The organism is Paenibacillus sp. J22P218, from assembly GCF_056269195.1.
This window is the reverse complement of record NZ_JBWDNL010000006.1, coordinates 139043-162395: the sequence shown is the minus strand read 5'-3', so window position 1 is coordinate 162395 and position 23353 is coordinate 139043. Positions and strand designations below refer to the sequence as shown.

Sequence of the window (23353 nt, the reverse complement as noted above, 5' to 3'; positions counted from 1 at the left end):
ACGGAGGTAACCGTTTCTTATTAGAGTTAAAGCACCTGGAACATCGGCTAATGCCGAGGACCAGGTGCTTTTTATTTACAAATTTCGATCTATTATGAAACTTTCTCCCATCTATTAACGTTTAGTATATTTGGAATATATTTCATTGGAAAGAGATGGGGGATAGAGTGAACATGTTGAAATCGATGTGGAAGTATACGGCGACGGCGGGGCTGATCGGTGCGATGCTGACAGGGGCAGGCTGCAGCTTCGGCGCTGGAAATAACGAATCGGACAAGCCGCAGTCGTTGAAGGTTATGTACTATAACGAACAAGCCTTCTATCAGGAATTTGGGATGCTATTCACTGCTTTGTACCCGAATATCGATCTGCAGATCGTATCGACCCAGAATATGAACAATGGCAATGGCGATCCGAATTTTGACTACAATGAGGCGATGCAAAAGTTCATCGACGAGGAAAAGCCGGATGTTGTTATGGTGCAGGAAGATCAACTGAAGAAGCTGGTCGAGCAAGGAAAGCTATACGAGCTGGAAACGGTAATGAAGCAGGAAAAGTACGATACGGAGACGATCATCCCCGGGCTGATCGATTACTTGAAGGAAATGGGAGGAGGCCAGCTATACGCATTGACTCCTTCGTTCTACAGCCAGGTGCTCTACTATAATAAGGATTTATTCGATAAGTATCAGATAGCTCCGCCAACGGATCAGATGGGCTGGGAGGAAGTGCTCCATTTGGCGAAGCAGTTCCCTACCGAGGGTGAACCGAAGGAGCGCATTTACGGGATGAAAGCGGGTTATTCCGGCACTTTGTTCGAGCTCGGCAATATGATCGGCAATACCGAAGGATTAAGAATCGTGAATGCGTCAAAGCAGCAGATGACGATGGATTCAGAGGGCTGGAAGCAGGCGCTCAGCCTCGCCCAATTGGCTCTGGCATCGAATGCGCTTTATTACGAAAGCATGGAGCAGCAGATGGAGAACGGAACGACGTATGAAGATTATTTGCTGCGGGACCCTTTCATTGCCGGCCGTACTGCGATGATGATCGGCGATGCGTATTATTTAGAGCAGATTAAGCAAGCGAGCGAGTACAATACGGTTAAGGATAAGATGGTGCAGAACTGGGATGTCGTGACGACGCCCGTTAGCATACAAGCCCCGGATCAGAGCAGCAATATGGGCACATACAATCTATTCGCGATTATGTCCGAGTCGCCTAACAAGGATGCCGCATGGCAATTTATATCGTATATAACGAGCGATGAGTATGCCAGGGTTAAGTCGAAGTCAGGCTATAACAATGGGCTTCCGATTCGGTCGACCTACATCAAGGACGAAGCGGGACATAGCCTGGATGCTTTCTACAAGCTGAAGCCGGTTAGAAGCAATTCAATGTCCGATTACAGCAAGCTTCCGCAGCAGTTCTGGATGCAAATAAACGGCGTCATGGAGCAGCAGCTCGGGCAGGTGAAGGACGGAGGCGTGTCAATCGAGGACGCGCTTGCCAAAGTACAGCTTGAGGGGCAGCAGTTGCTTGATCGATTAGTCGAGGAGGAGAAGGCAGCGAAGGCCGCTAAGCCTGCTGATTCGGCGGCAGCGGGCAGCACAGCAGATGCGTCGCCTGACGCCGAAGCATCGCAGGCGCCGGACGCCAGCGTGGAAGAGTAGCAACATAAGGAGAGCTTGTACAAGCGGTTAAGACTGCTTGTACAAGCTCTTTTGTGTATATACAAAAGCGAGGCCAGTGAATACTTTCATTTGGAATATGCGCCAAATGTGCTAAAATAATTGAGTCAACTAGAGTACAAAAATATAGATGCGGTTTTTTTCTAGGCTGCCGGGAGGATTTACGTATGTCGAATTACAAATTGGTCGCACTGGATATGGACGGAACGCTGTTGAACGAACAAAGCGAGATCAGTGCGGAGAACGCGGAGTGGATACAGAAGGCGCTTGATGCGGGCGTAATTGTCAGCTTCTCGACAGGACGAGGCTTCCAAAGCGCATTGCCTTATGCGGAGCAGCTGGGGCTCGATACACCGATGATTACCGTTAACGGGAGCGAGATTTGGCATAAGCCGCATGTGCTGCATAAGCGGACTCATCTGAGCTCCGTGTACGTGAAACGAATGCACGAGCTAGCGCTAAAGCATGGCGAGCCATGGTTCTGGGCTTATACGACGGACACGGTGTACAACAAGGAAAAGTGGATTAATCCGGCAACCGATTACGATGCCTATCATTGGCTCAAATTCGGTTATTACACGGAGGATGATCAAGCAAGAAACGAAATTTTGGCCGAGGTTCAGAGCTGGGGAGCGCTTGAGATTACGAACTCCTCACCTTGGAATCTGGAGATGAATCCGCAAGGCGTGTCCAAGGCAAGCGCGCTCCGCGAGTTATGTGAGCTGCTTCACATTGATATGTCTTCGGTTGTCGCGGTAGGCGACAGTCTGAACGATATTGCGGCTATCCGTGAAGCGGGACTAGGCGTAGCGATGGGCAATGCCCAGCAAGCGGTCAAGGATGCCGCCGATGCCGTTACGTTTACGAACGATGAGCATGGGGTCGCGGAAGTGATTAGACGTTACGTTCTGAAGGGATGATCGAGTATGGAAATATTAGGTTGGATTCTTGTCGTTTTATTATTCGTTATCGGGATGGCAGGAACGGTATATCCAATCTTGCCGGGCGTGCTCGCGATTTACGCCGCATTTTTTGTGTATGGCTTCTTCTTCTCGTTCGGTGACTTTGATGTCTTCTTCTGGATTATTCAAACGATCATATTGGTCGTCCTCTTCATAGCCGATTATGCGGTCAGTGCTTGGGGCGTCAAGCGGTTCGGCGGAAATCGGGCATCGGTTATCGGCAGTACAATCGGTATCATTATCGGACCTTTCGTTATTCCGGCCTTCGGTCTTATTATCGGTCCGTTCGCAGGCGCCGTTATCGGCGAGCTTATTATTGGCACGGAGTTCAAAAAAGCGCTCAAAGCGGGCTGGGGCTCCATGGTCGGATTGTTCACCAGCGTAGTCGTGAAAGTCATTCTTCAAGCGATCATGATCATATTGTTCGTATTGTGGCTCGTCCTTTAATTTTTCATTAAGCAATAAAGCTAACGTGTAAGACAGGAGTGAAAGACATAGCCTCTCAAGTATTGAAAAAAGACTCGTTAATTAAAGGTACGCTCATACTGGCAGCAGCTGCGCTCACAGCCCGGTTTCTCGGGCTGTTTCAACGTGTGCCGCTCGATTACATGCTGGGCAAAGACGGGCAATTGGCTTTCGCCGTTGCCAATCAAGTGTATTTGCTGCTGCTAGTTGTCGCAACGGGCGGCATCCCGAGCGCGATAAGCAAGATGGTCTCGCAGCGTTATGCGCTGGGGCGTCCGGAGGAAGCAAGACGAATATATAAGGCTGCGCTTCTGTTCGGGGCGGTGACGGGCTTATTGCTGGCGACGGCGATGTTCATCCTCGCACCGGTGTATACCGACATCGTTAAGAAGCCGATAGCAGACTTGGCGGTAAGAGCGATCGCACCTGCTTTGCTGCTGTTCCCGATCATCGCGATGATGCGCGGATATTTCCAAGGCAGACAGTTCATGGCCGCAGGCGGCATTTCGCAGATTATTGAACAAATTCTTCGCGTCATAGGCGGAATCGGAATCGCCCTGATCGTCTTAGCTTGGGGCTGGGGCGATGCTTGGGGAGCGGCGGCCGTAACCTTCGGCAGCGTGTTCGGCAGCATCGGCGCATTCGTAGTCATGGTCTATTTTGGCCGGAAGCTTAGACGTCAGGACTTGGCCGAACAAGCTCGGAAGGGCGGCGCGAATCTTCGGTCGCAGCAAGGAAGCGGCTCGGAGCTGCGTTTCCGCTCGATTTACAAGGAAATATTCAGTATGTCTATACCGGCAGTCGTAACGGCGATGACCGTACAGTTTCTATACACGTTCGATTCCACGCTGTTCATCCGTCTGACGGAGAGATTCTATGATCTGGAGACGGCAACGCATGTATTCGCCGATTATACGATTAAGGCGATGTCGCTTGCCGGCATCCCGCCAATTCTGGCGATTGCGCTTGGAGCATCGATTATTCCGGTTATCTCTTCCGCCTTCTCGGTTGGCAATATGAATGAAGTACAGCGCCAATCTTCGCTTGTTATGCGGATTGTCTGCTTCACCGGCGTACCGATTGCTATGCTTCTTACGGTGGCGTCATACTCCGTGACGGGATTTCTGTTTCAGAGCCCAAGCGGAAGCGGTACGGTAGCTTTGCTTACGGCAGGTACGATATTCCAAATTACGATGATGACGACAAACTCGATCCTGTACGGACTTGGCAGACCGAAGACACCGATGTACCATACGTTCTTCGGATTGGCGCTTAAAGTCGTGTTCAGCATTGCGCTTGCCCCATTCCTCGGCGTATACGGACTCATTATCGCTTCTTCAATCTGCTTCATCGTCATCACGCTAATGAACGTTCGTACCATTAACCGAATTGTTAAGCTTAACGTGCTCGGACGCCGCTGGGTTAAATACATCATCGCGGTTGCTGTATCTGCTCTTGCTGGATGGGGAGCAGAGAACGGCATCCTCGCTTGGACGGACGGCTGGGCGGACAAGCTGAGCTATATGGTCGCCGGCATCGTGACGGCCGCTGTCGTCGGCGCGCTGTATCTCGCCCTGCTGGCTGCGCTTCGCGTCATTACGCCTGAGGATATCCGTTCCTTCCCTGGGCCGCTTCGCAAACTGCTTACGAAGGTACTGAAGCCGTTCTATCGCAAGGCGCTATAAAAATGGGACTTCTTTAACAAACAAAATCCCTCACGGTCCTACTGACTGCGAGGGATTTTTCTCATAGAGAAAGCAAGTGTTCTAGTTTCCATACATTTACATATAATAGACACTCTAGTATAATGATTAAGTTTAATAGACGAGTGATGAAGGAGAGTATTTACATTGATTAAGAAATTGGGACGGCCAAGCAAGCTGATGCTCCTATTGCTCACGCTTGTATTAGTGTTCGTATCAGGCTGTCAGGCGATTGGCGGCGTCGACCTGAACACGGTATTGAAGAATACGCTTAAAGTAACATCGAGCGAGAGCAAGCAGACGCTAACTTTCAAGAAACAACTTGATGATGAAGCGCTCAATGATTTATTGGACGAAGAGATTGCTATTTATAAACTTTTATCTAAAGTGGAGCTGCAACTCGATCATGTCAAAATGGAAGACAGCATGCGTGCATCTTTTGACGGGAAGCTAACGCTGGGCGATTCCACTTCGATTGGTTTCGCGATGAAAATGAACGAGTCCAACGCGATTGTGGAGATTGAAGGCGCCAAGCAGCCTTTCGTGCTCGATATGACGGGTGAAAGTCTTGCGGCAGAGTTTGCTGGCGTAGACACTGCAGCGAATGCGAGTGCAGACGGAGAAGAATCGTTGGCGGCGCTAGGCCATGCGATTATCGATACGGTTGGGGGATACGCGATCGACAACCTGCCTAATCCAGAGAAGATTGATGTGAAGCCTGTTACGGAGACCATTAACGGTGAATCCGTCGCACTCATGCAAGTACATGCCGAGATGGATGGCAAAGCCATTTGGGCATGGGTGAAAAAATATGTAGATGCGCTTGTTGCCGATCAAGCAGGTCTGGAAAAAATGATCAAAGGAATCGTAGAGGTACTCTCGAGCAATCCGGATGTGTGGGAAGCACTCGGCACCGTTAATCCGTTCGAGGAGAGCGGACAGCTTGATGCGCCAACAACGGATGAGCTCATTCAACAAGCTATAGATGAAGCAGTTATAATGTTTAAAGATTTGCAGGATGAATTGAAAGCGATGGAAAGTGAAGACCCAGAATTGATCGATTCCTTGCTGGGCGACAACTTGAATGTGAAAGCCGACGTCTATGTTGACAGCAAGCTGGATATTCGCAAACAGGGTCTCGAGCTGTCGTACACGTTGCAAGCTGAAGAAGATGAGGAGTTGTCTTTCATTCCGATCAAAGGCTTCACCTTAACTTCGGTTAGCGAGCTTTGGAATGTGAATGGCAATGTGTTGGCGGAACCGGCAGTCGTTCCGGCAGCGTATATTGACGAGAATCAGCTGTTGGAACTGAGCGACTATCAGCTCTTGAAGTTGTTCAAGGAGGATTCGGCAGTATATGATATACTGAGAAACAAATTGCACTTGAACCGTCAATCCGTAAGCTTCTACGTCGACAGCTATTATAATCCTCCTATCGTTGTAAAAGGCGGAATTACGCTTGTACCGCTGCGCCCTACGGCAGAAGCACTAGGAAGCGAAATTCAATACGATCCGAAGACAAAAACGATTACGCTGTACGACGAGGCAACAGTAACGACGATTGAGCTAAAGACCGGAAGCGACAAGGTGCTTGTTAACGGTGTCGGTGCAACTTGGTCATTCCCGGTAACAAATGTTGACGGTACGGCCTATGTTCCGGCTCGAAGCTTAAGCAATGCGCTGAATGCGAAGCTTGCGTGGCAAGATTTTTACGGGGAGAAATCGTTGACGATTGCCCGCGAAGTATAACCTGCCGGACAGGGACAAATGTTAATTGGATTAGGACACAAGAAGCGGAGGTGGCAGTATGGAGAAGTTAACGACGGAAGAGGCGTTCCGCGCCGCCGTAGCGAGCGATGGACTTACGATTGCCGTATTCAAGACGACTTGGTGCGGGGATTGCCATTTTATTAATCCTTTTATGCCTGATGTGGAGAGTAAGTATAAGGGGCAAGTTACGTTCATTGAGCTGGATCGCGACGATTTGCCCGATTTATGCTCCGAGCTTAATATTTTGGGAATTCCGAGCTTCATCGCCTTCAGGAAAGGCCAGGAGCTGGTGCGGTTCGTAAGCAAGCTGCGCAAGACGCGCGAGGAGATCGAGGAGTTCGTCGATCGTGCGATCGCGGTTAGCGGCGCGCTGGAAAGCAAATAATAGAAAGTCCGCGTTAAGGGAGCTGTTCGCCCCGCGACGCGGACTTTCCTTTTTTGTAAGGCGAATATGCGTAAGTGTCACATTTTCAACATGGCTTTTGACATTTGTTATCGATATAATTGAAAGGTGATTAATTCCTGAAAAAAGGTGATTTTATTATGGTAACCGGCCGTTTTCGCACATTAGCTATCGCTACGTGCATCGGAATGCTTCTCGTACTGCTCGCCGGCGCGCTCGTCACGAATACAGACTCAGGCCGCGGCTGCGGCGATGACTGGCCATTATGCAATGGCAAATTCGTACCTTCATACACGCTGGAATCATTAATCGAATATTCGCATCGTCTTGTTACAGGCTTCGAAGGCATCTTGGTGCTTGCAACGTATGTGGCCGTACTGCGCATGCATCGCAGGGACAAGCAAAGCGGGGTTTACAAAGAGCCGCTATTCTATGCAGGCGGGGCGCTTCTCTTTACGATCGTTCAAGCGCTAATGGGGGCGGCAGCCGTGAAGTGGCCGCAATCGCCGCCGGTCATGGCGATTCACTTCGGCATATCGCTCATCGCATTCGCTGCAACGCTGCTGCTCGTCGTATGGACGTATCGGGCGAAGCGGGGGCAGACCGGCATTGTGAAAGTACCGGCATCCATCTTTCCCATCGCGCTTGCTACGGCGGTATACTGCTATGTTGTCGTCTATCTAGGCGCTTTCATCCGTCATACCGAAGCGGCAGGCGGCTGTCTAGGCTGGCCGTTGTGCAACGGCGAGATTGTACCGGAGATCGAAGGCGCTACAGGCGCCGTATTCATCCACCGGGTGGCAGCGCTTGTCCTCGGATTTGTGATTGCAGGATTGTACGTATTCATCCGTAAAGTAAGCAAGCCGGAAGCAGGTCTTACGAAAGCTGCCGGTTGGTCGCTCATTCTTGTCATTACGCAAATATTCAGCGGAGCGTTGCTTACGGCTACGGTGAGTAATGAGGATTGGTTTATTTTCACAAGCTTATTGCATAACTTGATTATTACCGGCTTGTTCGGACTTCTGCTCGATCTCGTCTTCCGGTCATGGCGGTTCAGGGACGAGCGTCCGAGCTAATCATTACAAATATTACAAATGCTAACTAGCTAATAAGGAGGCTGCCGATATGCTTCGATTTCTGTTTGACGAGCCTCCAAGGCAAGCGACGGGCTGTCTGGAGGAAACGCTTCGGCTCATGGAGGAATTCGGATCACTTGTGTCGAAGCGTATTGCTGCCGGCCAAGATGCCGACCATAGGCTGCGCAAATATGAGATATGGACGCTTGGACTCCGCTCTGCGCTCGACGAGCTGGAGCAGAGTTCTTATGCAGCGAGCCATTATAAGCAAAAAATTCGTATCGTTTCTGTGCAGCAGATGTCTCCGGAGGAACGCATGAACTATTCCCGGTATGTCTATTACGACAAAAACGGGTTCATACGGGTGTTCTCCCTGTTGGATAAGCTCGGTACTCTGTTGAATGAATTGCTCGATATGCGCACGGAGAAGGTGAAGGCTCATTTCTCGTATTTCACAGTGCTTCGCAATATGCGCGAGCGCAAAGCCCATCCTGAACTGACGTGGAAGCTTAACGACGTGAAGGAGAAATACAAGGAAGCGACGAATCGGCTGCGCAAGCGCAGAAATACGGAGATTCATTACATGAATTCGGAGATGCACGATGATCTGATCCAAAGTCACCGGATGTACGGGGAAGAAGCGAAGCTGGAGAATATCGAACAGCAAGCGATCGACTTGGCCGACGGCGTTACGCTGGCAATGGAATCGATGCGCCTGTCGTTCCAATACGGCTGTAAGCTGATGAGAAATTAGCAAGCATAAGCGGGAGAGGGGATTACTCGTGGAGCTGAAGGGCAGAACAGCATTAGTGACAGGCAGCGCGAAGGGCCTAGGCAAGAGAACGGCGATCCAGCTTGCCGAGCAGGGCTGCAATGTCGTGCTTAATTATTATGAGAGCGAGCTAGAGGCCGAGCAAGTGAAGCGCCAGATCGAGCAGCTTGGCGTAAGGGCGATTACGGTGCAAGCCGACATATCGACGGCTGAGGGCGTTGAGAAGCTGGCTAGCGAGGCAGAGCGATGGGCCGGCGGCGTTGACATTCTAGTCAACAACGCCGGTCCGTTCGTGCGTGAACGGCGCTTATTCAGCGATTACGACGAAGCTACGATTATACGGCTGCTCCATGGCAACCTGCTTGGCGTTATGCTGCTTGACCATCGTTTGCTGCCAGGCATGCGCAGCCGCAGATGGGGACGAATCATTCACTTCGGCTTCGGTCATGCGGGAGAAGCAAGAGCATGGCCGCACCGAGCGGTGTACGCAGCAGCGAAGACAGGGCTAGTTTCATTTACGAAGTCGCTTGCCGTCGAGGAAGCGCCATTCGGCATAACGGTCAATCTAATCGGCCCTGGCGACATTCGCGGCGCGAACAAGGAACGGTCGATCGAAGAGGTTGAACATGAACATGATTCGGAATCGCCGATGGGCAGGCCTGGCGCAGGCGAGGATGTCGCACGCGTCATTTTGTTCCTATGCGAGCCGAAATCGAATTTCCTGACCGGTAATGTTATTGACGTAACGGGAGGCTTCGATCCCATCCGCGCCAATATAAAGGGAATGTTCTAAGTCTTATATGCATGAAAAAAAGAGTCTTATCACCAAGCGGCGAGCGTACACTCGGCCATGCTTGCGGGATAAGACTCTTCGACATTCAAGGGTGTATCACGTGATCAAGTATTCCTAGAATACTTGAACAACCTCAACGACACCTTCAACTTCTTCAAGCAGTGCGCGTTCGATACCCGCCTTCAACGTGATCGTGGAGCTCGGGCAGCTGCCGCAAGCGCCCATAAGGCGAAGCTTAATGATACCGTCCTCGACATCGACCAATTCTACGTCGCCGCCGTCCCGTTGCAAAAACGGACGAAGCTTATCTAATACGTCAAGAACCTCATCGTACATTGTGTCTTGTACTTGTTCACTCATTGCAATCATCTCCTTTCTCCCCTATTATAGTACAAAGTGAACCAATTGAAAATGGATAGCAACTGAGTAAAGTTAGGTGATTATTATGTTTAAACCAATGATTGAATTTTGTGCCAGCAACATGCATCACGGAACTGATCGTATTATGGCAAAATTTCAGGAAGACGATACATTCGAGGTCATCGAGTACGGTTGCTTAGGCAATTGCGGTGAATGCTACAATAACCCATTCGCGCTGGTTGACGGAACGATCGTATCTGCTGAAACGGTAGACGAGCTCTATGACAATATCCTGAAGTCGCTGGAGCAACAGCAAGCCGATCGCGAGGCGCTCGACAAGCTGTTAGACGACCTGTAAGCGGCGCTGCGATTAACCTAGATGACGCTTAGAGCGCCAGAGCACACCGCTCTTAACGAGCCGCGGTACGCGGCCCATAATCGCTGTACCGCCCATAAGGCCGAAGCCGCTTTTCTTGCCGAGCGAGCCAAGCACGCCTTTCAGCTTGAGCTTGCCGAGATGCGGCAGCGACTTGTCATGCCAGATCGCTTGAAGCACTTCGGCGATCTGCTTGCCTTGCGCGCCGGCTGCTTGGCCGCTAGGCGAGAGCGGCAACGATGCGCAGTCGCCGACGACGAATACGTCATTATAGTCCGGAAGCTGATGGTGCTCGTTAATAAGAAGACGGCCCGTCTTGTCCTTAGGAAGATTCATTCGCTGTACGAGCGGAACGGGCTGAATGCCTGCCGTCCATACGGTAACATCGGTATAAATAAGGCTCGATGTATTGGAGTCATACAACGCCCCAGATTCAAGCTTCGTGATTGCGATATTACCTCTCATCTCCACTTGATGCTCCGTAAACCATTCGGCTACGAACGATTGCAGCTTGCTAGGAAAAGCAGACAACACCTTCGGTCCACGGTCCAAAATACGGATGTTGAGATCAGGACGGCTCTCGCGCAGCTCCGCGGCTACCTCAACGCCGCTAAGTCCGCCGCCGACAATAGTCACTTGTCCATAAGGTTTAACGTCATTCAGCTGAGCATATGTTCTTCTAGCTGCCGAGAACGTCTGAATGCTCGTTGAATACTCCTCAGCGCCTTCAATCCCATGATACTTGTCGGTGCAGCCAAGCCCGATCACAAGCCATTCGTAAGCGATGGGATCATGTCCGTCTATATACACAAGACGCTGCTCCATATCAACATCACTCACTTCACCGTATGCATACGAAATACGCGGGTCTACAGGGAACTTAACCCGCAGCTCCAGATCGGATACCGTTCCTGCCGCCAAGGCATAATATTCGGTTTTGAGTCCTTGGAATGGCATGCGGTCGACCAATACGATCGATACGTCATGCGGTACTTGTTTCTCTAATAATTCATTCGCGATGGCGAGTCCGCCATAGCCTCCACCCAAAATAACGATTTTTCTCATATGATTCCATCTCCACACTTCTAGATGATGATTATACAGTATGCCCTTTTAGGTCTATTTCCTTACTCGTACACCTTGATTTCGTTATAGAACGTGTCCCGCTCAACAGGAATCCGGCCGGCACCTTTAATGAGCCAGATAAGATCCTCGCGCGTAATGCCCTCAGGCGTAAGAGCGCCTGCCGCATGACTGATCTTTTCCTTCACGATCGTGCCATGCGCATCGGATGCGCCCATCGTCAGCGCAACCTGCGTAAGCTGCACGCCGATATTGATGAAATACGCCTTGATATGCTGAATATTGTCCAGCATGAGTCGGCTGATCGCGATCGTCTTCAAATCCTCGAAAGCCGAGTTGCGGCGGCGAATGCCGGCACGCGGATTAATCGGCTGCATGGACAGCGGAATGAATACGAGGAAGCCGTTCGTCTCATCTTGAAGCTCGCGTACGTGCATCATATGGCGAATTCTTTCTTCCTTCGTCTCGATCGATCCGTAAAGCATCGTAGTATGCGTGCGTAAGCCAAGCTGATGAGCGGTCCGGTGCACATCCAGGTACTGAGAAACGTCGGCTTTGTCCACGCGCATTTTTTTGCGATATTGATCGGACAAAATTTCTGCGCCGCCGCCCGTAAGCGATTCAAGACCTACCTTCATGAGCTCTTGCAGCACTTCTTTGTAGGTAAGACCGCTTATGCGCGAGAAAAAGTCGATCTCCGCAGCGGTGTAGGCTTTGAGCGTTACTTCAGGGAAACGCTGCTTCAGCGCGGCAAGCGAGTCTACATAATATTGGAACGGCACATGCGGATTATGTCCCCCAACAATATGGAATTCGCGGACACCGGGATGGAAATGCTGCTCCACGTATTCGATCATTTGCTGACCGGACAGCGTATAAGACCCTTCTTGGCCCTCGTCCTTGCGGAAGTTGCAGAAGGCGCAGTGCGCTTCGCACACATTCGTGAAATAAAGGCTCATGTTTTCGATAAAATACACTTTCTTGCCGTTTTTGCGCATTGCTACTTCGTTCGCTAATTGGCCAATGGTGAGCAAATCATCCGATTGATATAAGAAAACGCCATCCTCCAGCGATAGTCTTTGGCCATGACGCACTTTTTCGATGATACTTTGCATTTGCGTATTTTCTGACGGAATTACGATATTCATTGCATAGCCTCCTTATCTTTGAGGTGGTTTGTGAAAAAAGGTACATGATTTTCCGGTGAAGAAGCTGTAACTATTATAAACCTCATACGTAGTACGGGCAATCCCAAAATGATGTTAGCTGTGCGGGTTGCTCTTGAGCAACGGAATGAATAGGAGTATACTATGGATAAGTAAGTGAAGTGCCAAGCAAGCACAGACAAGCAAATGGAGGGATGTAGCATGATCACGATTAGTGACACGGCATCTGACAAAATAAAAGAAATGCTCGATGCGGAAGGAACACCGGATATGTTCCTACGTATCGGAGTCAAAGAAGGCGGCTGCAGCGGTTTCTCGTACGGCATGGGCTTCGATGATGAACACCATGACGGCGACAACGAACTGGAGCTTAAAGGGCTCAAAGTTGTTGTTGACGGCGACAGCGTCAAGTATTTGCACGGACTCGTTATTGACTTCAAGGAGTCTGCAATGGGCGGCGGCTTCACGATCGAGAATCCGAACGCGAGCGCAACTTGCGGCTGCGGAAGCTCATTCCGGACAGCAGCCGATGCAGGCAAGCCAGCAGCTGCAGGAGAATGTTAATAGACGCTCTGTAATAATCTTCCGGAGCTGTGTATCGTTACCGATGCACGCGCCGGAGGATTTTTGTTTTGAACAAATATAAATTGGACAAGTTAATGTAATAATCGTAGACATTCAGACATCGTGGGGGATACCGCAAATGAAATTTATTAAGGATTATGGGCATTTTATCGAAGTAGGCTGTACGTCATGCGGTAAGAAACATACGGTTCAGAAGAGCCAATACACTTCTGTAGCCGAAGGCTATCAATTCCAATCCCCAGTCACTTGCGCTTGCGGCATAACGGCCCGTACTGCGGGCAAAGATAACAGCAAGTGGAGCTTCGACCCTGATTACACGGTGAAAAGGGTCGGCAGCCGATCGACGTCGGTTAAGATGCTGCTTGTTATCGGTGCGATTATCGTTATGTTCGTCAGCGAGACGGTATACATGTTAGAAACCGATAAAGCGGAGCATAGCGGCAACACGCAACAGGAAGCCGATGAAGAAACATCAAGCGCTGGAGCCATTGTTTACGCCGTATAGAATAGCCTAACTACAGACTCAACATGGAGAAGCTTTGCAAACTGCGCGCTAAGTGCGGTAAGTGCAGGGCTTTTTTGGCGTAAAGGCATAGATCAAGGGAATGTGGACAATCTAACGATATTCCAATAGATGGATGCTGATGGATGAACGGATGCGGTAGCAACCCATCCTACAGAAGTCGTTAGACTAGGAGGAATCCCTAATGCTGTTGTTCGTATGTATCGCGGTTGTTATCCTGCTGCTGTTCGAAGCGCCAAGACTTTATGTAAGAAGGAAGAAGAAGGCGGTCGTTGTGTTCGTGCTTATGCTGTCGCTTGTGACGGTGCTTGCCTATAACTTTGAATATCGATTGCCGTTTCCGACGCCGGTCAGAGGTATTGAGGCGGTCTTCAAGCCGCAGACGAGCTGGATGGAATAGTTTGCTTGGCTTTATGTATCCTGCTATCGTAAGTGTAATAGTTTTTATGATGCAGGAGGATTATTTATGTACCGAATATTCATCGTTGAGGACGATGCGAAGATAGCCATGATATTGAAAAACAACATGGAGAAATACGGCTTTGAAGCCGCCAGCGCTTCGCAATTCCGCGATTTGCTGCCGGAACTTGTCGCTTTCGATCCCCATCTGGTATTGCTGGACATTAACTTACCTTACTTCGATGGCTTCTATTGGTGTCGCCAAATAAGGGCAAGATCCAGCATGCCAATCGTATTCATCTCCGCCCGCGCGGGCGAGATGGATCAGGTGATGGCGATTGAGAACGGCGGGGACGATTACATAACGAAGCCGATTCACCTCGACTTGCTCATGGCGAAGGTGAGGGGCGTGCTGCGGCGCGCATACGGTGAATATGCGGCAGCGGGAATGAGCAGTTCTACAGCAGGTACGGCTGCATCAGGCGGCGGTGCGGAGCTTGAAGTGCACGGTCTGCGGTTACACCTGAGCAGGAATGAGCTGGAATGGAACGAGAATCGGGTGGAGTTAACGAAGAACGAGCAGCTGCTTGCCGAGTGCTTAATGAGGCATTTCGGTCTAATCGCTTCCCGCGAGCAACTGCTCGAGACCTTATGGGACGATGTTCAATTCGTCGATGATAATACGTTAACGGTCAACGTCACCCGCCTTCGCAAGAAGCTGGAGGAGCTGTCACTGCCTAGAGCGATCGAAACGATCCGCGGTCAAGGCTATAAGCTTGTGTTGCCGGAAGAAACAGAAGGAGTAACGTCATGAACCGGGTGACGCTGGTTGTTTTTTTGAAGGACAGGCTCTTCTATATTCTCGTGAATGTATTCATTATTTTATTATCCGTTTTTATGCTGCTGCTGGAACGGGAACGTTATTCGAAGCTGAAGATGATCGAGCTCAACACCGTTATTTATTTTGTCGTGCTGGCTTTATTTTTCTTAACGTTATGGCTCGTATTCGATTATTTGCGAATGCGCCCCTATTACAAGCAATTATTAATCGCGATTGAACGATCGGATGGTCTATTTACTACCGCTATTGTCCAGGAAGCCGTTACGAAGGAGCAGAGGCTGGCCGCCAAACTATTGGAGGAGCAGCACCGGGCTTACTTGAACGAGCTGGGCAAGTATCGCCGCCAGCAGGAGCTGCATAATCATTTTGCGCTGCAATGGGTGCATCATATGAAGACGCCGGTATCGGTCATTGACCTTCTGTCACAAGAAGCGCTAAGACAATCTCAGCACACACCGGAGGATCAGCGGCAATTCGCTGCAAGCGTGCAGGAGGAAACGGAGCGTATTACGAGCGGGCTGGAGATGATGCTTTATTCCGCGCGCATCGATAAATTCGAATTCGATCTGCGGATCGAGCGGACGGCGCTTCATGAGCTTGCTCGTTCCGTGCTGAATGCCCATAAACGGCTATGCATTCGTTATTCCATCTTCCCGCGTCTGGATGGCGAAGCCTGGGTAGAAACAGATCCCAAATGGATGACCTTTGTCCTGAATCAGTTCATAAGCAATGCCATCAAGTACAGCAAAAAAAAGCCGGGGTCGAAATCGCTGCTTCTTCGCATTGAACCGGAGGGTGTCAATGGGACGATGCTATCGATACAAGACGAAGGTATCGGCATTCCGGCGCATGACATTTCCCGTATTTACGAGCCTTTCTTTACAGGGGAGAACGGCAGGACGACGGGCGAATCGACGGGCATGGGCTTATACTTGACGAAGCAGGTGTGCTCCCGATTAGGGCATACGCTGTCGGTAATGTCCGAGGCGGGCAAAGGGACAACGTTCATGGTCAGCTTCGTTTCGCAAGGTATACATAAGATCGCCCAGGTCATAAGTGAACGTTAGCGGCCGATAAACATGACATTTTTGTAAGGTAAGCTCGATTAGATGAAAGGTAAATCGATGGGTCAGGGCACTCCCAGCAGCTATACTTGGGTTATACAAATGAAAATAATGTTTCTGGGAGGAACAAAGCATGAGCGTACTAAAAGCACAAGGGCTAGGCAAAATATACAGCAGCAAAGGAAATGTGGCATACAAAGCGCTGGAGGATATTGAGCTGCAGGTTGAAGCCGGCGAATTCGTCGGCGTCATGGGCCCTTCGGGCAGCGGCAAGACAACGCTGCTGAATCTGCTCGCTACGATCGATCGTCCAACTTCCGGGCAGATCGAGATTAATGGAGTCAATCCGAGCAGGCTTAACGAGAAGAAGCTGGCGCTGTTCCGCCGCCGCGAGCTTGGCTTCGTCTTCCAAGACTTCAACCTGCTCGATACCTTATCGATTAAGGAAAATATTATTTTACCGCTCGTACTTGAAGGAATGACTCCTAAGATTATCGAACAAAAGCTGGCTCCGATTGCGGAGTTTCTACAGATTGCATCGATATTGGAGAAGCGGACCTACGAGGTGTCTGGCGGCCAGAAGCAGCGTGCCGCAATTGCGCGAGCCATCATCCATCAACCTTCACTCGTATTAGCCGACGAGCTGACGGGCAACCTCGACTCCAAAGCGGCTAAGGATGTCATGGATTCGCTGAAGGATATGAACGAGCGTTACAAAGCTACTATTCTGATGGTGACGCATGATCCGTTCTCGGCAAGCTACTGCCAGCGCATCGTCTTCATCAAGGACGGCAAGTTCTTCTCCGAGATTAGACGGGGAGCGAATCGACAAGCGTTCTTCCAACAAATATTAGATGCGCTTAGCGTGCTGGGAGGTAACTTCGATGACGTTCCGTTCGCTCGCGCTTAGCAATATTAGAGGAAACTGGCGATCCTACAGCGCGTTTTTCCTTAGCAGCGTATTTTCCGTTCTGATCTTCTACATCTATGCAGCGTTTCTAGCTCATCCGGACGTCGTTAACGGAAATATTATGGCGGCTGCGAAGGTGCGCCGAGGCATGGTGTTCTGTGAATACTTGATCGTTATCTTTTCGTTCCTGTTCGTTCTTTACTCCAATTCCGCTTTCCTGAAGACGAGGAAACAGGAGTTCGGCTTATTCTCCTTGTTCGGCATGACGAAAACGCAGCTTAGACGCCTCGTTATCTACGAAAATGCAGCGATCGCGGTATTGGCAATTGCCGTAGGCATCGGACTAGGCATGCTGTTCAGCAAGCTGTTCTTTATGGCGCTCGGCGTCCTTCTCGATATGGACGAGACGATCCCATTCGCGGTGCCGCTGAAGGCCGTATGGATGACGGGAGGAGGCTTCTTCCTCTTATTTATGATCATTTCATTGTGGACGGCACTTCGGATCGGACGAAATGAAATTATCGATTTGCTTAACGCGGCGCGTAAGCCGAAAGGACAGCTTGCCTATTCCAAATGGCTGGTCGCACTGGCAATCGCTTGTCTAATTACGGCTTATGGCGTCGCACTCTCGATGAACCCGGAGACCTCCGCGGGACTGACGAGTCCGCTTATCGTTCTTGTCTCGGTTGTCGTCGGCACGTATTTTCTGTTCACGCAGCTTAGCGTCCTATTTCTACGATTCATTCAGAAGCGCCACGGCGTGTATTACAAACGAACGAATATGATCGTCTTTGCGCAGCTAGGCTATAAAATAAAAGATAATGCCCGCATCTTGTTTACGGTGTCGCTGTTAAGCGCGGTTATTATGACGGCGCTGGGCGCCGTTTATATTTTGCAAATCGGTACGACGGAACAAATGGTAGAGCGGTCGCCGTACTCGATCGTGTATATCGAAGAAGGCTTGAACAGTCATGAAGTTATCGAGCCGAAGCAGATGGAGGATATCCTCCATGAGGATGGGTTCAAGGTAACCCGCGAAGCGAAGTTCACAGGGGTGAAGCTGATCGATCCGGTGGTGAAGTCCGGTGAGGTTGAACGAACGTATGATTCCAGCTGGGGCGGCGCTCAAATCATTAGCCTCAGCGATTACAATAAGTTGGCCGCAAGCGTCGGGGAGCCGATTCAAACGTTAAAAGAAGGGACGGTGAAATTATCCGTTCCAATCTACAACGTCAATCCATTCGGCAGCGGAACGGTGACCGGCAAGGTGAACGGCGTTCAGCATAGCTTCGAAATGGCCGAAGCAATCAATAATACGGTCATGAATACGACCAACCTGAATTATGCCACAGTCGTCATGGATGATTTGTCGTTCGCAGGGTTGCTGTCCGGCGTACCGGAAGACAAGCTTCTTGTCACTTATGCGTTCGAACTCAGCAATTGGAAGAAAGCGGGCGAAACAGCCGCGAAGCTGCAGCAGCTTGTGCCGGAGGAGCTGCTTCCGCAGACGGACTTCGATCGTTCAATCAGTTATGCGTCCTCTGCGGAGGAGATATCGCTTACCTTATTCATTGGCATGTTCATTGCGCTGCTCTTCTTTATCGCATCTGGCAGCATGATCTACTTCAAGCTGTTCACGGAAATGCAGGAAGATCAGGCACAGTTCAAGTCGTTGTCCCGGATCGGAATGACTAGGGCTGAAATACGCAAAATCGTAGTGACGCAGATCGGCATCGTTTTCTTCGTTCCATGCGTCGTCGGCATTGTCCATACGCTATTCGCAATGAAGTCGCTCGACAACTTGATGCAATCGTCCAACTGGATCTATTCTTTCGTCGTTATCGGCATTTACATTGCGATGCAAACGATTTACTTCCTATTTGCTTGCGGCAGCTACATGAAGAGCATGATGCGCGGAGCAACGGCTTAATATACCTTTTGCATAACCGTGCGGAGCGGCTTTCCTGCTCCGTGCGGTTATTTGCTTTGGTATAAATATCCTGCCTAAAGCTCAAATTAAGGTAGTTAAAAGCGATACGGGCGGGAGTTGACGACTTATGGTTTTATCGAAATCCGAGAACGATAAGGACAACATGAAGCCTACGCTTCAGCATACGTTGGAAGAGTTTAATGATTGTGTGGACTTCGTGCATTATACGTTTTCCGATATTGGGATGGAGATGGTATTCTTCGAGCATTTGGTCGGGAGCGATCAATTCACGAGAGATGTTTCCGTGCCCTTCTCGAATGCGAGCAGCGATGAGGCTAGACGGCTTCTCAACCACTCCCAATATGTTGAGATCAATGAAAACAAACCTTTCATAAAGGCTATATTAGACGGAGCGGTAGCCATCTTCTTTGAAAACAGCAGTTATGCGGTCGACGTCTCAAAGCCTGACTCCCGTTCGATTGAACAATCCGAGACGGAAGCGATCATTACCGGTCCGCATGATTCGTTCAACGAAGTTGCGGAGACCAACTTATCTTTGATAAGGATGAGGGTAAAAAGCTCGCATCTGAAAACGATGAAGCTTGAGGTTGGCGAGGTTACGAAAACGAGCGTATATGTTCTCTATATTAAGGATTTGGCTAATATGGAGTATGTGAACGAGCTGCATTCGCGGATTTCGAAGATCGAGATCGATGCGGTATTGGACGGCAATATGCTCGTTCAATATATTGAGGATTTTCCGAACTCGATTTTCCCGCTTATTCCAACGACCGAGAGGGTCGATGCGGCAGTATCGAAGCTTGTGGCCGGCCGGGTCATCGTCATCGTCGACGGCAGCCCTTCCGTTATTTCCGCACCTGCCTCATTTTTCGAGTTTTTCTCTTCGCCGGACGATTACTATCAGCGGTGGATGCTAGGGACGGCGACCAGACTGTTAAGGTTTGTAGCTTTTATTATCACGGTGACGTTCACGGCGATGTATGTATCCGTAACGACGTTTCATTATGAGATGATTCCGGAGGATTTGCTGCTGACGTTAACGGAATCGCGTTCAAGGGTGCCTTTTCCGCCGATATACGAAGCGCTGTTGCTGGAATCGACTATCGAGCTGCTAAGGGAAGCGGGAGCGAGACTGCCAACCAAGATCGGTCAAACGATCGGCATCGTCGGCGGTATCGTTATTGGCCAAGCAGCCGTTCAAGCGGGTCTGACAAGCAATATATTAATCATCGCCGTAGCTTCTTCGGCAATTGCTTCTTTCGTTATTCCGAGTTATGTGATGAGCGCGTCGATTCGTCTTATCCGATTCGGATTGATTATTCTGGCGGGGTTGCTAGGAAATCTTGGACTCATGATGGGACTTGTCATGATCGTTATCCACTTGTCGGGGTTAACGAGCTTGAAGGCCTCCTATTTGTCCCCTGTTGCGCCTATGAACATTAAAGATTGGCGGGATGTATTCATGAGAGCGCCCTTCGCATCGCTGAAGGAGAGACCTACCATATCCAGATCGCCGAATATGCGCAGAAACAAAATGAAGCAGTAGGGGGAGAACGGGAGTTGGCCAAGGAGAAGCTTTATCCTTTTCACGTCATGATACTTACCTATATGACCCAAACGGGAGTTGTCATTCTAAGTTTGCCTCGTATGCTTGCGGAAAATTTCGGGTACAACGGGTGGGCTGCCTTGCTTGGTTTCACCGGTGTCGCCGCTCTGAACATCTTCATCATCTCGGTCGTATATCGCTTCGGCAAAGGGAAGTCCATTTTTCAAATATTAGAAATGTCTTTGCCGAAATTTCTGTTGTATCCGCTGTATGCGTTTTTGGCTTGCTTATGGGCAATTACGGGCTGCATAGTCGCGAAAAACTACGTATCTATCTTCGAAATGGTGTCGTTAAGCACAACACATGTCATGCTGGTCAAGCTGCTGGTCGATATTTTGGTTTATTTTCTCGTCATCAAAGGCATCTATAACATATCCAAGGCGCTTACGACCTTCTATTGGGTGACAGCATGGATGTATTTGATTTTATTATTTTATGTAAGAGACTTCGAATGGGCAAGATTGACCCCTTTCTTCTTTAACGGAGAGACGCATTTTGTACAAGGGGGGATGAGCGTATTCACTTCTTTCATTGGATACGAGCTTTGCATCCTATTGTTTCCATACGTTGAAAAAAGCAAAAAATTTATGAGGGCGGTGCAATATGGCAATTTATTGACCGCATTTACTTATATGCTCATTTGCTTCATATGCTTCGGATTTTACAGCTTTGATCAGTTGAAGCTGATGGTCTATCCGATGCTTGACCTACTGTCGTATATCAAGCTGCCGTTCATTGAACGCATCGATAACCTGCTGTTCGCGTTCTTCTTGTTCACGACGGTCGCGACGATAGCGATGTACGTATGGGCATCGCAGGAAATGGTGAAACGGATGATGCCGAAAGTAAAGGATAATCTGATTACGTTGATAATCATTGTTGCGGTGTTCTTCGTTGCTTGGATACCGGATACAATTCCCGAGATAGGAGAGTGGCTTCAATATTTGGGATATACGGAGACGGGCGTTGCGTTCGGCCTTCCTCTCATGCTGATCGCCATTCTGCTCGTGAACAAGAGAGCAAGGCAATGATCCTCCTGCGCAAGCATGCGTGGCTTCTGTTGTTTATCGCGCTTCTGCTGCTCACGGGCTGCGGAGACGAGAGAATACTGGAAAAGATGGGTTTCATCCATTCCACGGGATATGATCTCGTTCCGGCGGAGAACGAAGGCGAAAAGGATAAGCTGCGAGTGACGATTGCCGTTCCGAAAGCCGATCCGGAAGGGAAAATTAAACGGGAGACGATGTCGGCTGTCGTGGCTTCGAGCAAGGAAGCGAGAATCGAATTTTCAAGACAAACGGAACTTTCGCTCGTCAGCGGACAAATCCGCAATACGCTGTTCGGAGTCACGCTTGCCCAGAAAGGGCTTCGGGAGCATATCGATACGCTCTTGCGCGATCCGGCCATATCCCAGCGCGTGAAGATCACGATCGTGAACGGCAGCGTCTACGAGCTGCTCATTAAACGATATCCGGAGCACCCGAGGCCGGGTCAGTATATGGACCGCATGCTGGATAAGGAAGCTTCCGCCATGATGATTCCGACGGTCACCTTGTACGATTTTACAAGAGACTTCTATGACGACGGCATCGATTCGGTTGCGCCCATATTGAAGCAGAAGGGCAAGAACATTGCCTTGGACGGCATTGCCCTGTTCCAGGGGGATCGCTATGTAAGCCGAGTCGACGCTGACGACGCGCTTATATTCGCGATTTTGCGCCAGAACTTCAGACGCGGCGAGATGAGCATCGATCTGAGTAAAGCCGGATTGGGAAATGAACGGTTGTTGTTCAGCTCGATGGTCAGCAGCCGGAAAATCAAGGTGGCACATGGGGGAGACGGCGTACCACGCGTTCAAATCCGAATGGTCGTCAAGGGCTCGGTACTGGAATACGTCGGCGCTCTTAAGATTGGCGAAGATCAAGACCGCCATAAGCTGGAGAAGCTGGTAGCGGAGTACGTAACGCTGCAGGCGAAGAAGATGATTGCCAACATGCAGCAGCATAAAGCCGACAGCTTAGGCATCGGGAAGCATGTCAGGAACAGCATGAGCTATGCGGAATGGAAGAGCTTGAATTGGGACGAGGCATACCCGAGGATAGAGGTTAGCTGCAGCACGGAGGTTGTAATCAAAAATTACGGAAAATTCATGTAAGGACAAGGCGCGAGCCGGAGCCGCTCCTATGGGAAACAACGGAGCGTCCGGCTCGTTTTCATTTGCTAACAACAATGCTTATAAAGCTGGCGCCGTAGAGCAGCCATAGCTGATGCCATCATGCAGATTGACGAGCGTAAGCTGGTGGCCGTGCTTGGCGCCTGTATCGATGCCGATTCGGTTGTCGCCATACCAGAGTTGTCCGGGCACAGCGCCCAGGCGATGGGTTGGCGTATGTCCGAACACGATCGTATAACGTCCCTCTTCGCCGAACCTTTCGGCCTTGGATCGGATGAAGTCGTCGCGAATTTCTGTCAGATCGCGGACGCTCTGCCGTTCGAGCGGAATGCCGGGACGGATTCCTGCATGCACTAGTAAAAAGTGATCTTGAATGGTATATAGGGGCAGCGAGCTTAGCCAAGACCATTGCTTAGGGAATCGCAACTCCCCGTTACGTGGTTTGGCAAGCCTCAATTCTTGATTGCCGAGCAACGCGATTGCTCCTTGAGAGACAAGCTGACGGACTTGATCAAGCGTTCCGTAGGAGGATTCATCGTCCGCGTTAATGTAGTCTCCCAGCAAAATGAGCCGATCACTGCTAGAGTCATAGTCTGCTTGTTGCAATAACTGATTAAGAGCGTCTTGATGTCCGTGAATATCGGATACGGCAAGCAGTCTGCTTTTGGGCAAAATCGATCG

General features: G+C 50.0%; 24 protein-coding genes. 20 read left to right on the top strand and 4 right to left on the bottom strand.

Annotation, left to right across the window (positions count from 1 at the left end; all coding sequences use genetic code 11):
• Window positions 1-173 precede the first annotated feature (173 nt).
• The 9 genes from AC0YN0_RS24355 (at window position 174) to AC0YN0_RS24315 (ending at window position 9635) form a co-directional block, all read left to right on the top strand.
• The gene (locus tag AC0YN0_RS24355) at window positions 174-1673 is read left to right on the top strand and encodes an ABC transporter substrate-binding protein (RefSeq protein WP_475823592.1); all 1500 of its coding nucleotides are present in this window, start codon (window positions 174-176) and stop codon (window positions 1671-1673) included.
• A 185-nt stretch (window positions 1674-1858) separates the two neighbouring features.
• Window positions 1859-2611: a Cof-type HAD-IIB family hydrolase gene (locus AC0YN0_RS24350; protein ID WP_475823591.1), complete on the top strand. Its 753-nt coding sequence runs from the start codon at window positions 1859-1861 to the stop codon at window positions 2609-2611.
• 6 nt (window positions 2612-2617) lie between these two features.
• The gene (locus tag AC0YN0_RS24345; RefSeq protein ID WP_442051518.1) at window positions 2618-3100 is read left to right on the top strand and encodes a DUF456 domain-containing protein; all 483 of its coding nucleotides are present in this window, start codon (window positions 2618-2620) and stop codon (window positions 3098-3100) included.
• A gap of 38 nt (window positions 3101-3138) precedes the next feature.
• Window positions 3139-4803, top strand: a complete 1665-nt coding sequence (locus AC0YN0_RS24340; RefSeq protein ID WP_475823590.1) for a putative polysaccharide biosynthesis protein — start codon at window positions 3139-3141, stop codon at window positions 4801-4803.
• A 165-nt stretch (window positions 4804-4968) separates the two neighbouring features.
• On the top strand, window positions 4969-6570 hold the full coding sequence (locus tag AC0YN0_RS24335) for a copper amine oxidase N-terminal domain-containing protein (RefSeq protein WP_475823589.1): 1602 nt from the start codon (window positions 4969-4971) through the stop codon (window positions 6568-6570).
• A 58-nt stretch (window positions 6571-6628) separates the two neighbouring features.
• On the top strand, window positions 6629-6976 hold the full coding sequence (locus AC0YN0_RS24330; RefSeq protein WP_475823588.1) for a thioredoxin family protein: 348 nt from the start codon (window positions 6629-6631) through the stop codon (window positions 6974-6976).
• Between the two features lie 158 nt (window positions 6977-7134).
• A complete protein-coding gene (locus tag AC0YN0_RS24325) occupies window positions 7135-8070 on the top strand; it encodes a COX15/CtaA family protein (protein WP_475823587.1) in 936 nt (311 codons plus the stop codon).
• A gap of 49 nt (window positions 8071-8119) precedes the next feature.
• On the top strand, window positions 8120-8824 hold the full coding sequence (locus tag AC0YN0_RS24320) for a Cthe_2314 family HEPN domain-containing protein (protein WP_475823586.1): 705 nt from the start codon (window positions 8120-8122) through the stop codon (window positions 8822-8824).
• Between the two features lie 34 nt (window positions 8825-8858).
• Window positions 8859-9635, top strand: a complete 777-nt coding sequence (locus AC0YN0_RS24315; protein WP_475823846.1) for an SDR family oxidoreductase — start codon at window positions 8859-8861, stop codon at window positions 9633-9635.
• Window positions 9636-9749: 114 nt separating this feature from the next.
• Here the strand turns inward: AC0YN0_RS24315 and AC0YN0_RS24310 are convergent, their stop codons facing one another.
• Window positions 9750-9995 carry a NifU family protein gene (locus AC0YN0_RS24310; protein WP_442051524.1) on the bottom strand — a complete coding sequence of 82 codons (246 nt, stop codon included), beginning with the start codon at window positions 9993-9995 and terminating at the stop codon, window positions 9750-9752.
• An 85-nt stretch (window positions 9996-10080) separates the two neighbouring features.
• On the opposite strand from AC0YN0_RS24310, the gene AC0YN0_RS24305 reads away from it, so the two are divergent.
• Window positions 10081-10353 (top strand): YuzB family protein, encoded by a 273-nt coding sequence (locus AC0YN0_RS24305; protein ID WP_337098102.1) that lies wholly within the window; start codon window positions 10081-10083, stop codon window positions 10351-10353.
• A gap of 12 nt (window positions 10354-10365) precedes the next feature.
• Here AC0YN0_RS24305 and AC0YN0_RS24300 read toward each other — a convergent pair whose 3' ends face one another.
• Both AC0YN0_RS24300 and mqnE read right to left on the bottom strand, forming a co-directional pair.
• Complete coding sequence (locus AC0YN0_RS24300; RefSeq protein ID WP_475823585.1) at window positions 10366-11436, bottom strand: NAD(P)/FAD-dependent oxidoreductase; 1071 nt, start codon at window positions 11434-11436, stop codon at window positions 10366-10368.
• 62 nt (window positions 11437-11498) lie between these two features.
• Window positions 11499-12602 carry an aminofutalosine synthase MqnE gene (mqnE, locus tag AC0YN0_RS24295; RefSeq protein WP_475823584.1) on the bottom strand — a complete coding sequence of 368 codons (1104 nt, stop codon included), beginning with the start codon at window positions 12600-12602 and terminating at the stop codon, window positions 11499-11501.
• Between the two features lie 219 nt (window positions 12603-12821).
• On the opposite strand from mqnE, the gene AC0YN0_RS24290 reads away from it, so the two are divergent.
• The 10 genes from AC0YN0_RS24290 to AC0YN0_RS24245 all read left to right on the top strand — a co-directional run bounded on the left by AC0YN0_RS24290 (window position 12822) and on the right by AC0YN0_RS24245 (window position 22654).
• Window positions 12822-13184: a HesB/IscA family protein gene (locus tag AC0YN0_RS24290; RefSeq protein ID WP_442051527.1), complete on the top strand. Its 363-nt coding sequence runs from the start codon at window positions 12822-12824 to the stop codon at window positions 13182-13184.
• A 139-nt stretch (window positions 13185-13323) separates the two neighbouring features.
• Window positions 13324-13710: a hypothetical protein gene (locus tag AC0YN0_RS24285; RefSeq protein ID WP_442051528.1), complete on the top strand. Its 387-nt coding sequence runs from the start codon at window positions 13324-13326 to the stop codon at window positions 13708-13710.
• A gap of 202 nt (window positions 13711-13912) precedes the next feature.
• On the top strand, window positions 13913-14128 hold the full coding sequence (locus AC0YN0_RS24280; RefSeq protein ID WP_475823583.1) for a hypothetical protein: 216 nt from the start codon (window positions 13913-13915) through the stop codon (window positions 14126-14128).
• A 66-nt stretch (window positions 14129-14194) separates the two neighbouring features.
• Complete coding sequence (locus AC0YN0_RS24275) at window positions 14195-14941, top strand: response regulator transcription factor (RefSeq protein WP_475823582.1); 747 nt, start codon at window positions 14195-14197, stop codon at window positions 14939-14941.
• The gene (locus AC0YN0_RS24270; RefSeq protein ID WP_475823581.1) at window positions 14938-16035 is read left to right on the top strand and encodes a sensor histidine kinase; all 1098 of its coding nucleotides are present in this window, start codon (window positions 14938-14940) and stop codon (window positions 16033-16035) included. Before AC0YN0_RS24275 ends, AC0YN0_RS24270 begins: the two co-directional genes overlap by 4 nt.
• 130 nt (window positions 16036-16165) lie before the next feature.
• Window positions 16166-16942: an ABC transporter ATP-binding protein gene (locus tag AC0YN0_RS24265; protein ID WP_442051532.1), complete on the top strand. Its 777-nt coding sequence runs from the start codon at window positions 16166-16168 to the stop codon at window positions 16940-16942.
• Window positions 16917-18872: an ABC transporter permease gene (locus tag AC0YN0_RS24260; RefSeq protein ID WP_475823580.1), complete on the top strand. Its 1956-nt coding sequence runs from the start codon at window positions 16917-16919 to the stop codon at window positions 18870-18872. The genes AC0YN0_RS24265 and AC0YN0_RS24260 overlap by 26 nt, the downstream gene beginning before the upstream one ends.
• Before the next feature lie 127 nt (window positions 18873-18999).
• Complete coding sequence (locus AC0YN0_RS24255) at window positions 19000-20439, top strand: spore germination protein (protein WP_475823579.1); 1440 nt, start codon at window positions 19000-19002, stop codon at window positions 20437-20439.
• 14 nt (window positions 20440-20453) lie between these two features.
• Window positions 20454-21530, top strand: coding sequence for a GerAB/ArcD/ProY family transporter (locus AC0YN0_RS24250; protein WP_475823578.1), 1077 nt, complete (start codon window positions 20454-20456; stop codon window positions 21528-21530).
• The gene (locus tag AC0YN0_RS24245) at window positions 21527-22654 is read left to right on the top strand and encodes a Ger(x)C family spore germination protein (protein ID WP_475823577.1); all 1128 of its coding nucleotides are present in this window, start codon (window positions 21527-21529) and stop codon (window positions 22652-22654) included. Before AC0YN0_RS24250 ends, AC0YN0_RS24245 begins: the two co-directional genes overlap by 4 nt.
• A gap of 78 nt (window positions 22655-22732) precedes the next feature.
• On the opposite strand, the gene AC0YN0_RS24240 is transcribed toward AC0YN0_RS24245, so the two are convergent.
• Complete coding sequence (locus AC0YN0_RS24240) at window positions 22733-23344, bottom strand: metallophosphoesterase (RefSeq protein WP_475823576.1); 612 nt, start codon at window positions 23342-23344, stop codon at window positions 22733-22735.
• Between the last annotated feature and the right edge of the window lie 9 nt (window positions 23345-23353).

Coding starts and splice junctions, on each gene's coding strand:
- AC0YN0_RS24355 (WP_475823592.1), top strand. CDS start 174: ATGTTGAAATCGATGTGGAAGTATACGGCGACGGCGGGGCTGATCGGT.
- AC0YN0_RS24350 (WP_475823591.1), top strand. CDS start 1,859: ATGTCGAATTACAAATTGGTCGCACTGGATATGGACGGAACGCTGTTG.
- AC0YN0_RS24345 (WP_442051518.1), top strand. CDS start 2,618: ATGGAAATATTAGGTTGGATTCTTGTCGTTTTATTATTCGTTATCGGG.
- AC0YN0_RS24330 (WP_475823588.1), top strand. CDS start 6,629: ATGGAGAAGTTAACGACGGAAGAGGCGTTCCGCGCCGCCGTAGCGAGC.
- AC0YN0_RS24325 (WP_475823587.1), top strand. CDS start 7,135: ATGGTAACCGGCCGTTTTCGCACATTAGCTATCGCTACGTGCATCGGA.
- AC0YN0_RS24320 (WP_475823586.1), top strand. CDS start 8,120: ATGCTTCGATTTCTGTTTGACGAGCCTCCAAGGCAAGCGACGGGCTGT.
- AC0YN0_RS24310 (WP_442051524.1), bottom strand. CDS start 9,995: ATGAGTGAACAAGTACAAGACACAATGTACGATGAGGTTCTTGACGTA.
- AC0YN0_RS24305 (WP_337098102.1), top strand. CDS start 10,081: ATGTTTAAACCAATGATTGAATTTTGTGCCAGCAACATGCATCACGGA.
- AC0YN0_RS24300 (WP_475823585.1), bottom strand. CDS start 11,436: ATGAGAAAAATCGTTATTTTGGGTGGAGGCTATGGCGGACTCGCCATC.
- mqnE (WP_475823584.1), bottom strand. CDS start 12,602: ATGAATATCGTAATTCCGTCAGAAAATACGCAAATGCAAAGTATCATC.
- AC0YN0_RS24290 (WP_442051527.1), top strand. CDS start 12,822: ATGATCACGATTAGTGACACGGCATCTGACAAAATAAAAGAAATGCTC.
- AC0YN0_RS24285 (WP_442051528.1), top strand. CDS start 13,324: ATGAAATTTATTAAGGATTATGGGCATTTTATCGAAGTAGGCTGTACG.
- AC0YN0_RS24280 (WP_475823583.1), top strand. CDS start 13,913: ATGCTGTTGTTCGTATGTATCGCGGTTGTTATCCTGCTGCTGTTCGAA.
- AC0YN0_RS24275 (WP_475823582.1), top strand. CDS start 14,195: ATGTACCGAATATTCATCGTTGAGGACGATGCGAAGATAGCCATGATA.
- AC0YN0_RS24270 (WP_475823581.1), top strand. CDS start 14,938: ATGAACCGGGTGACGCTGGTTGTTTTTTTGAAGGACAGGCTCTTCTAT.
- AC0YN0_RS24265 (WP_442051532.1), top strand. CDS start 16,166: ATGAGCGTACTAAAAGCACAAGGGCTAGGCAAAATATACAGCAGCAAA.
- AC0YN0_RS24260 (WP_475823580.1), top strand. CDS start 16,917: ATGACGTTCCGTTCGCTCGCGCTTAGCAATATTAGAGGAAACTGGCGA.
- AC0YN0_RS24255 (WP_475823579.1), top strand. CDS start 19,000: ATGGTTTTATCGAAATCCGAGAACGATAAGGACAACATGAAGCCTACG.
- AC0YN0_RS24245 (WP_475823577.1), top strand. CDS start 21,527: ATGATCCTCCTGCGCAAGCATGCGTGGCTTCTGTTGTTTATCGCGCTT.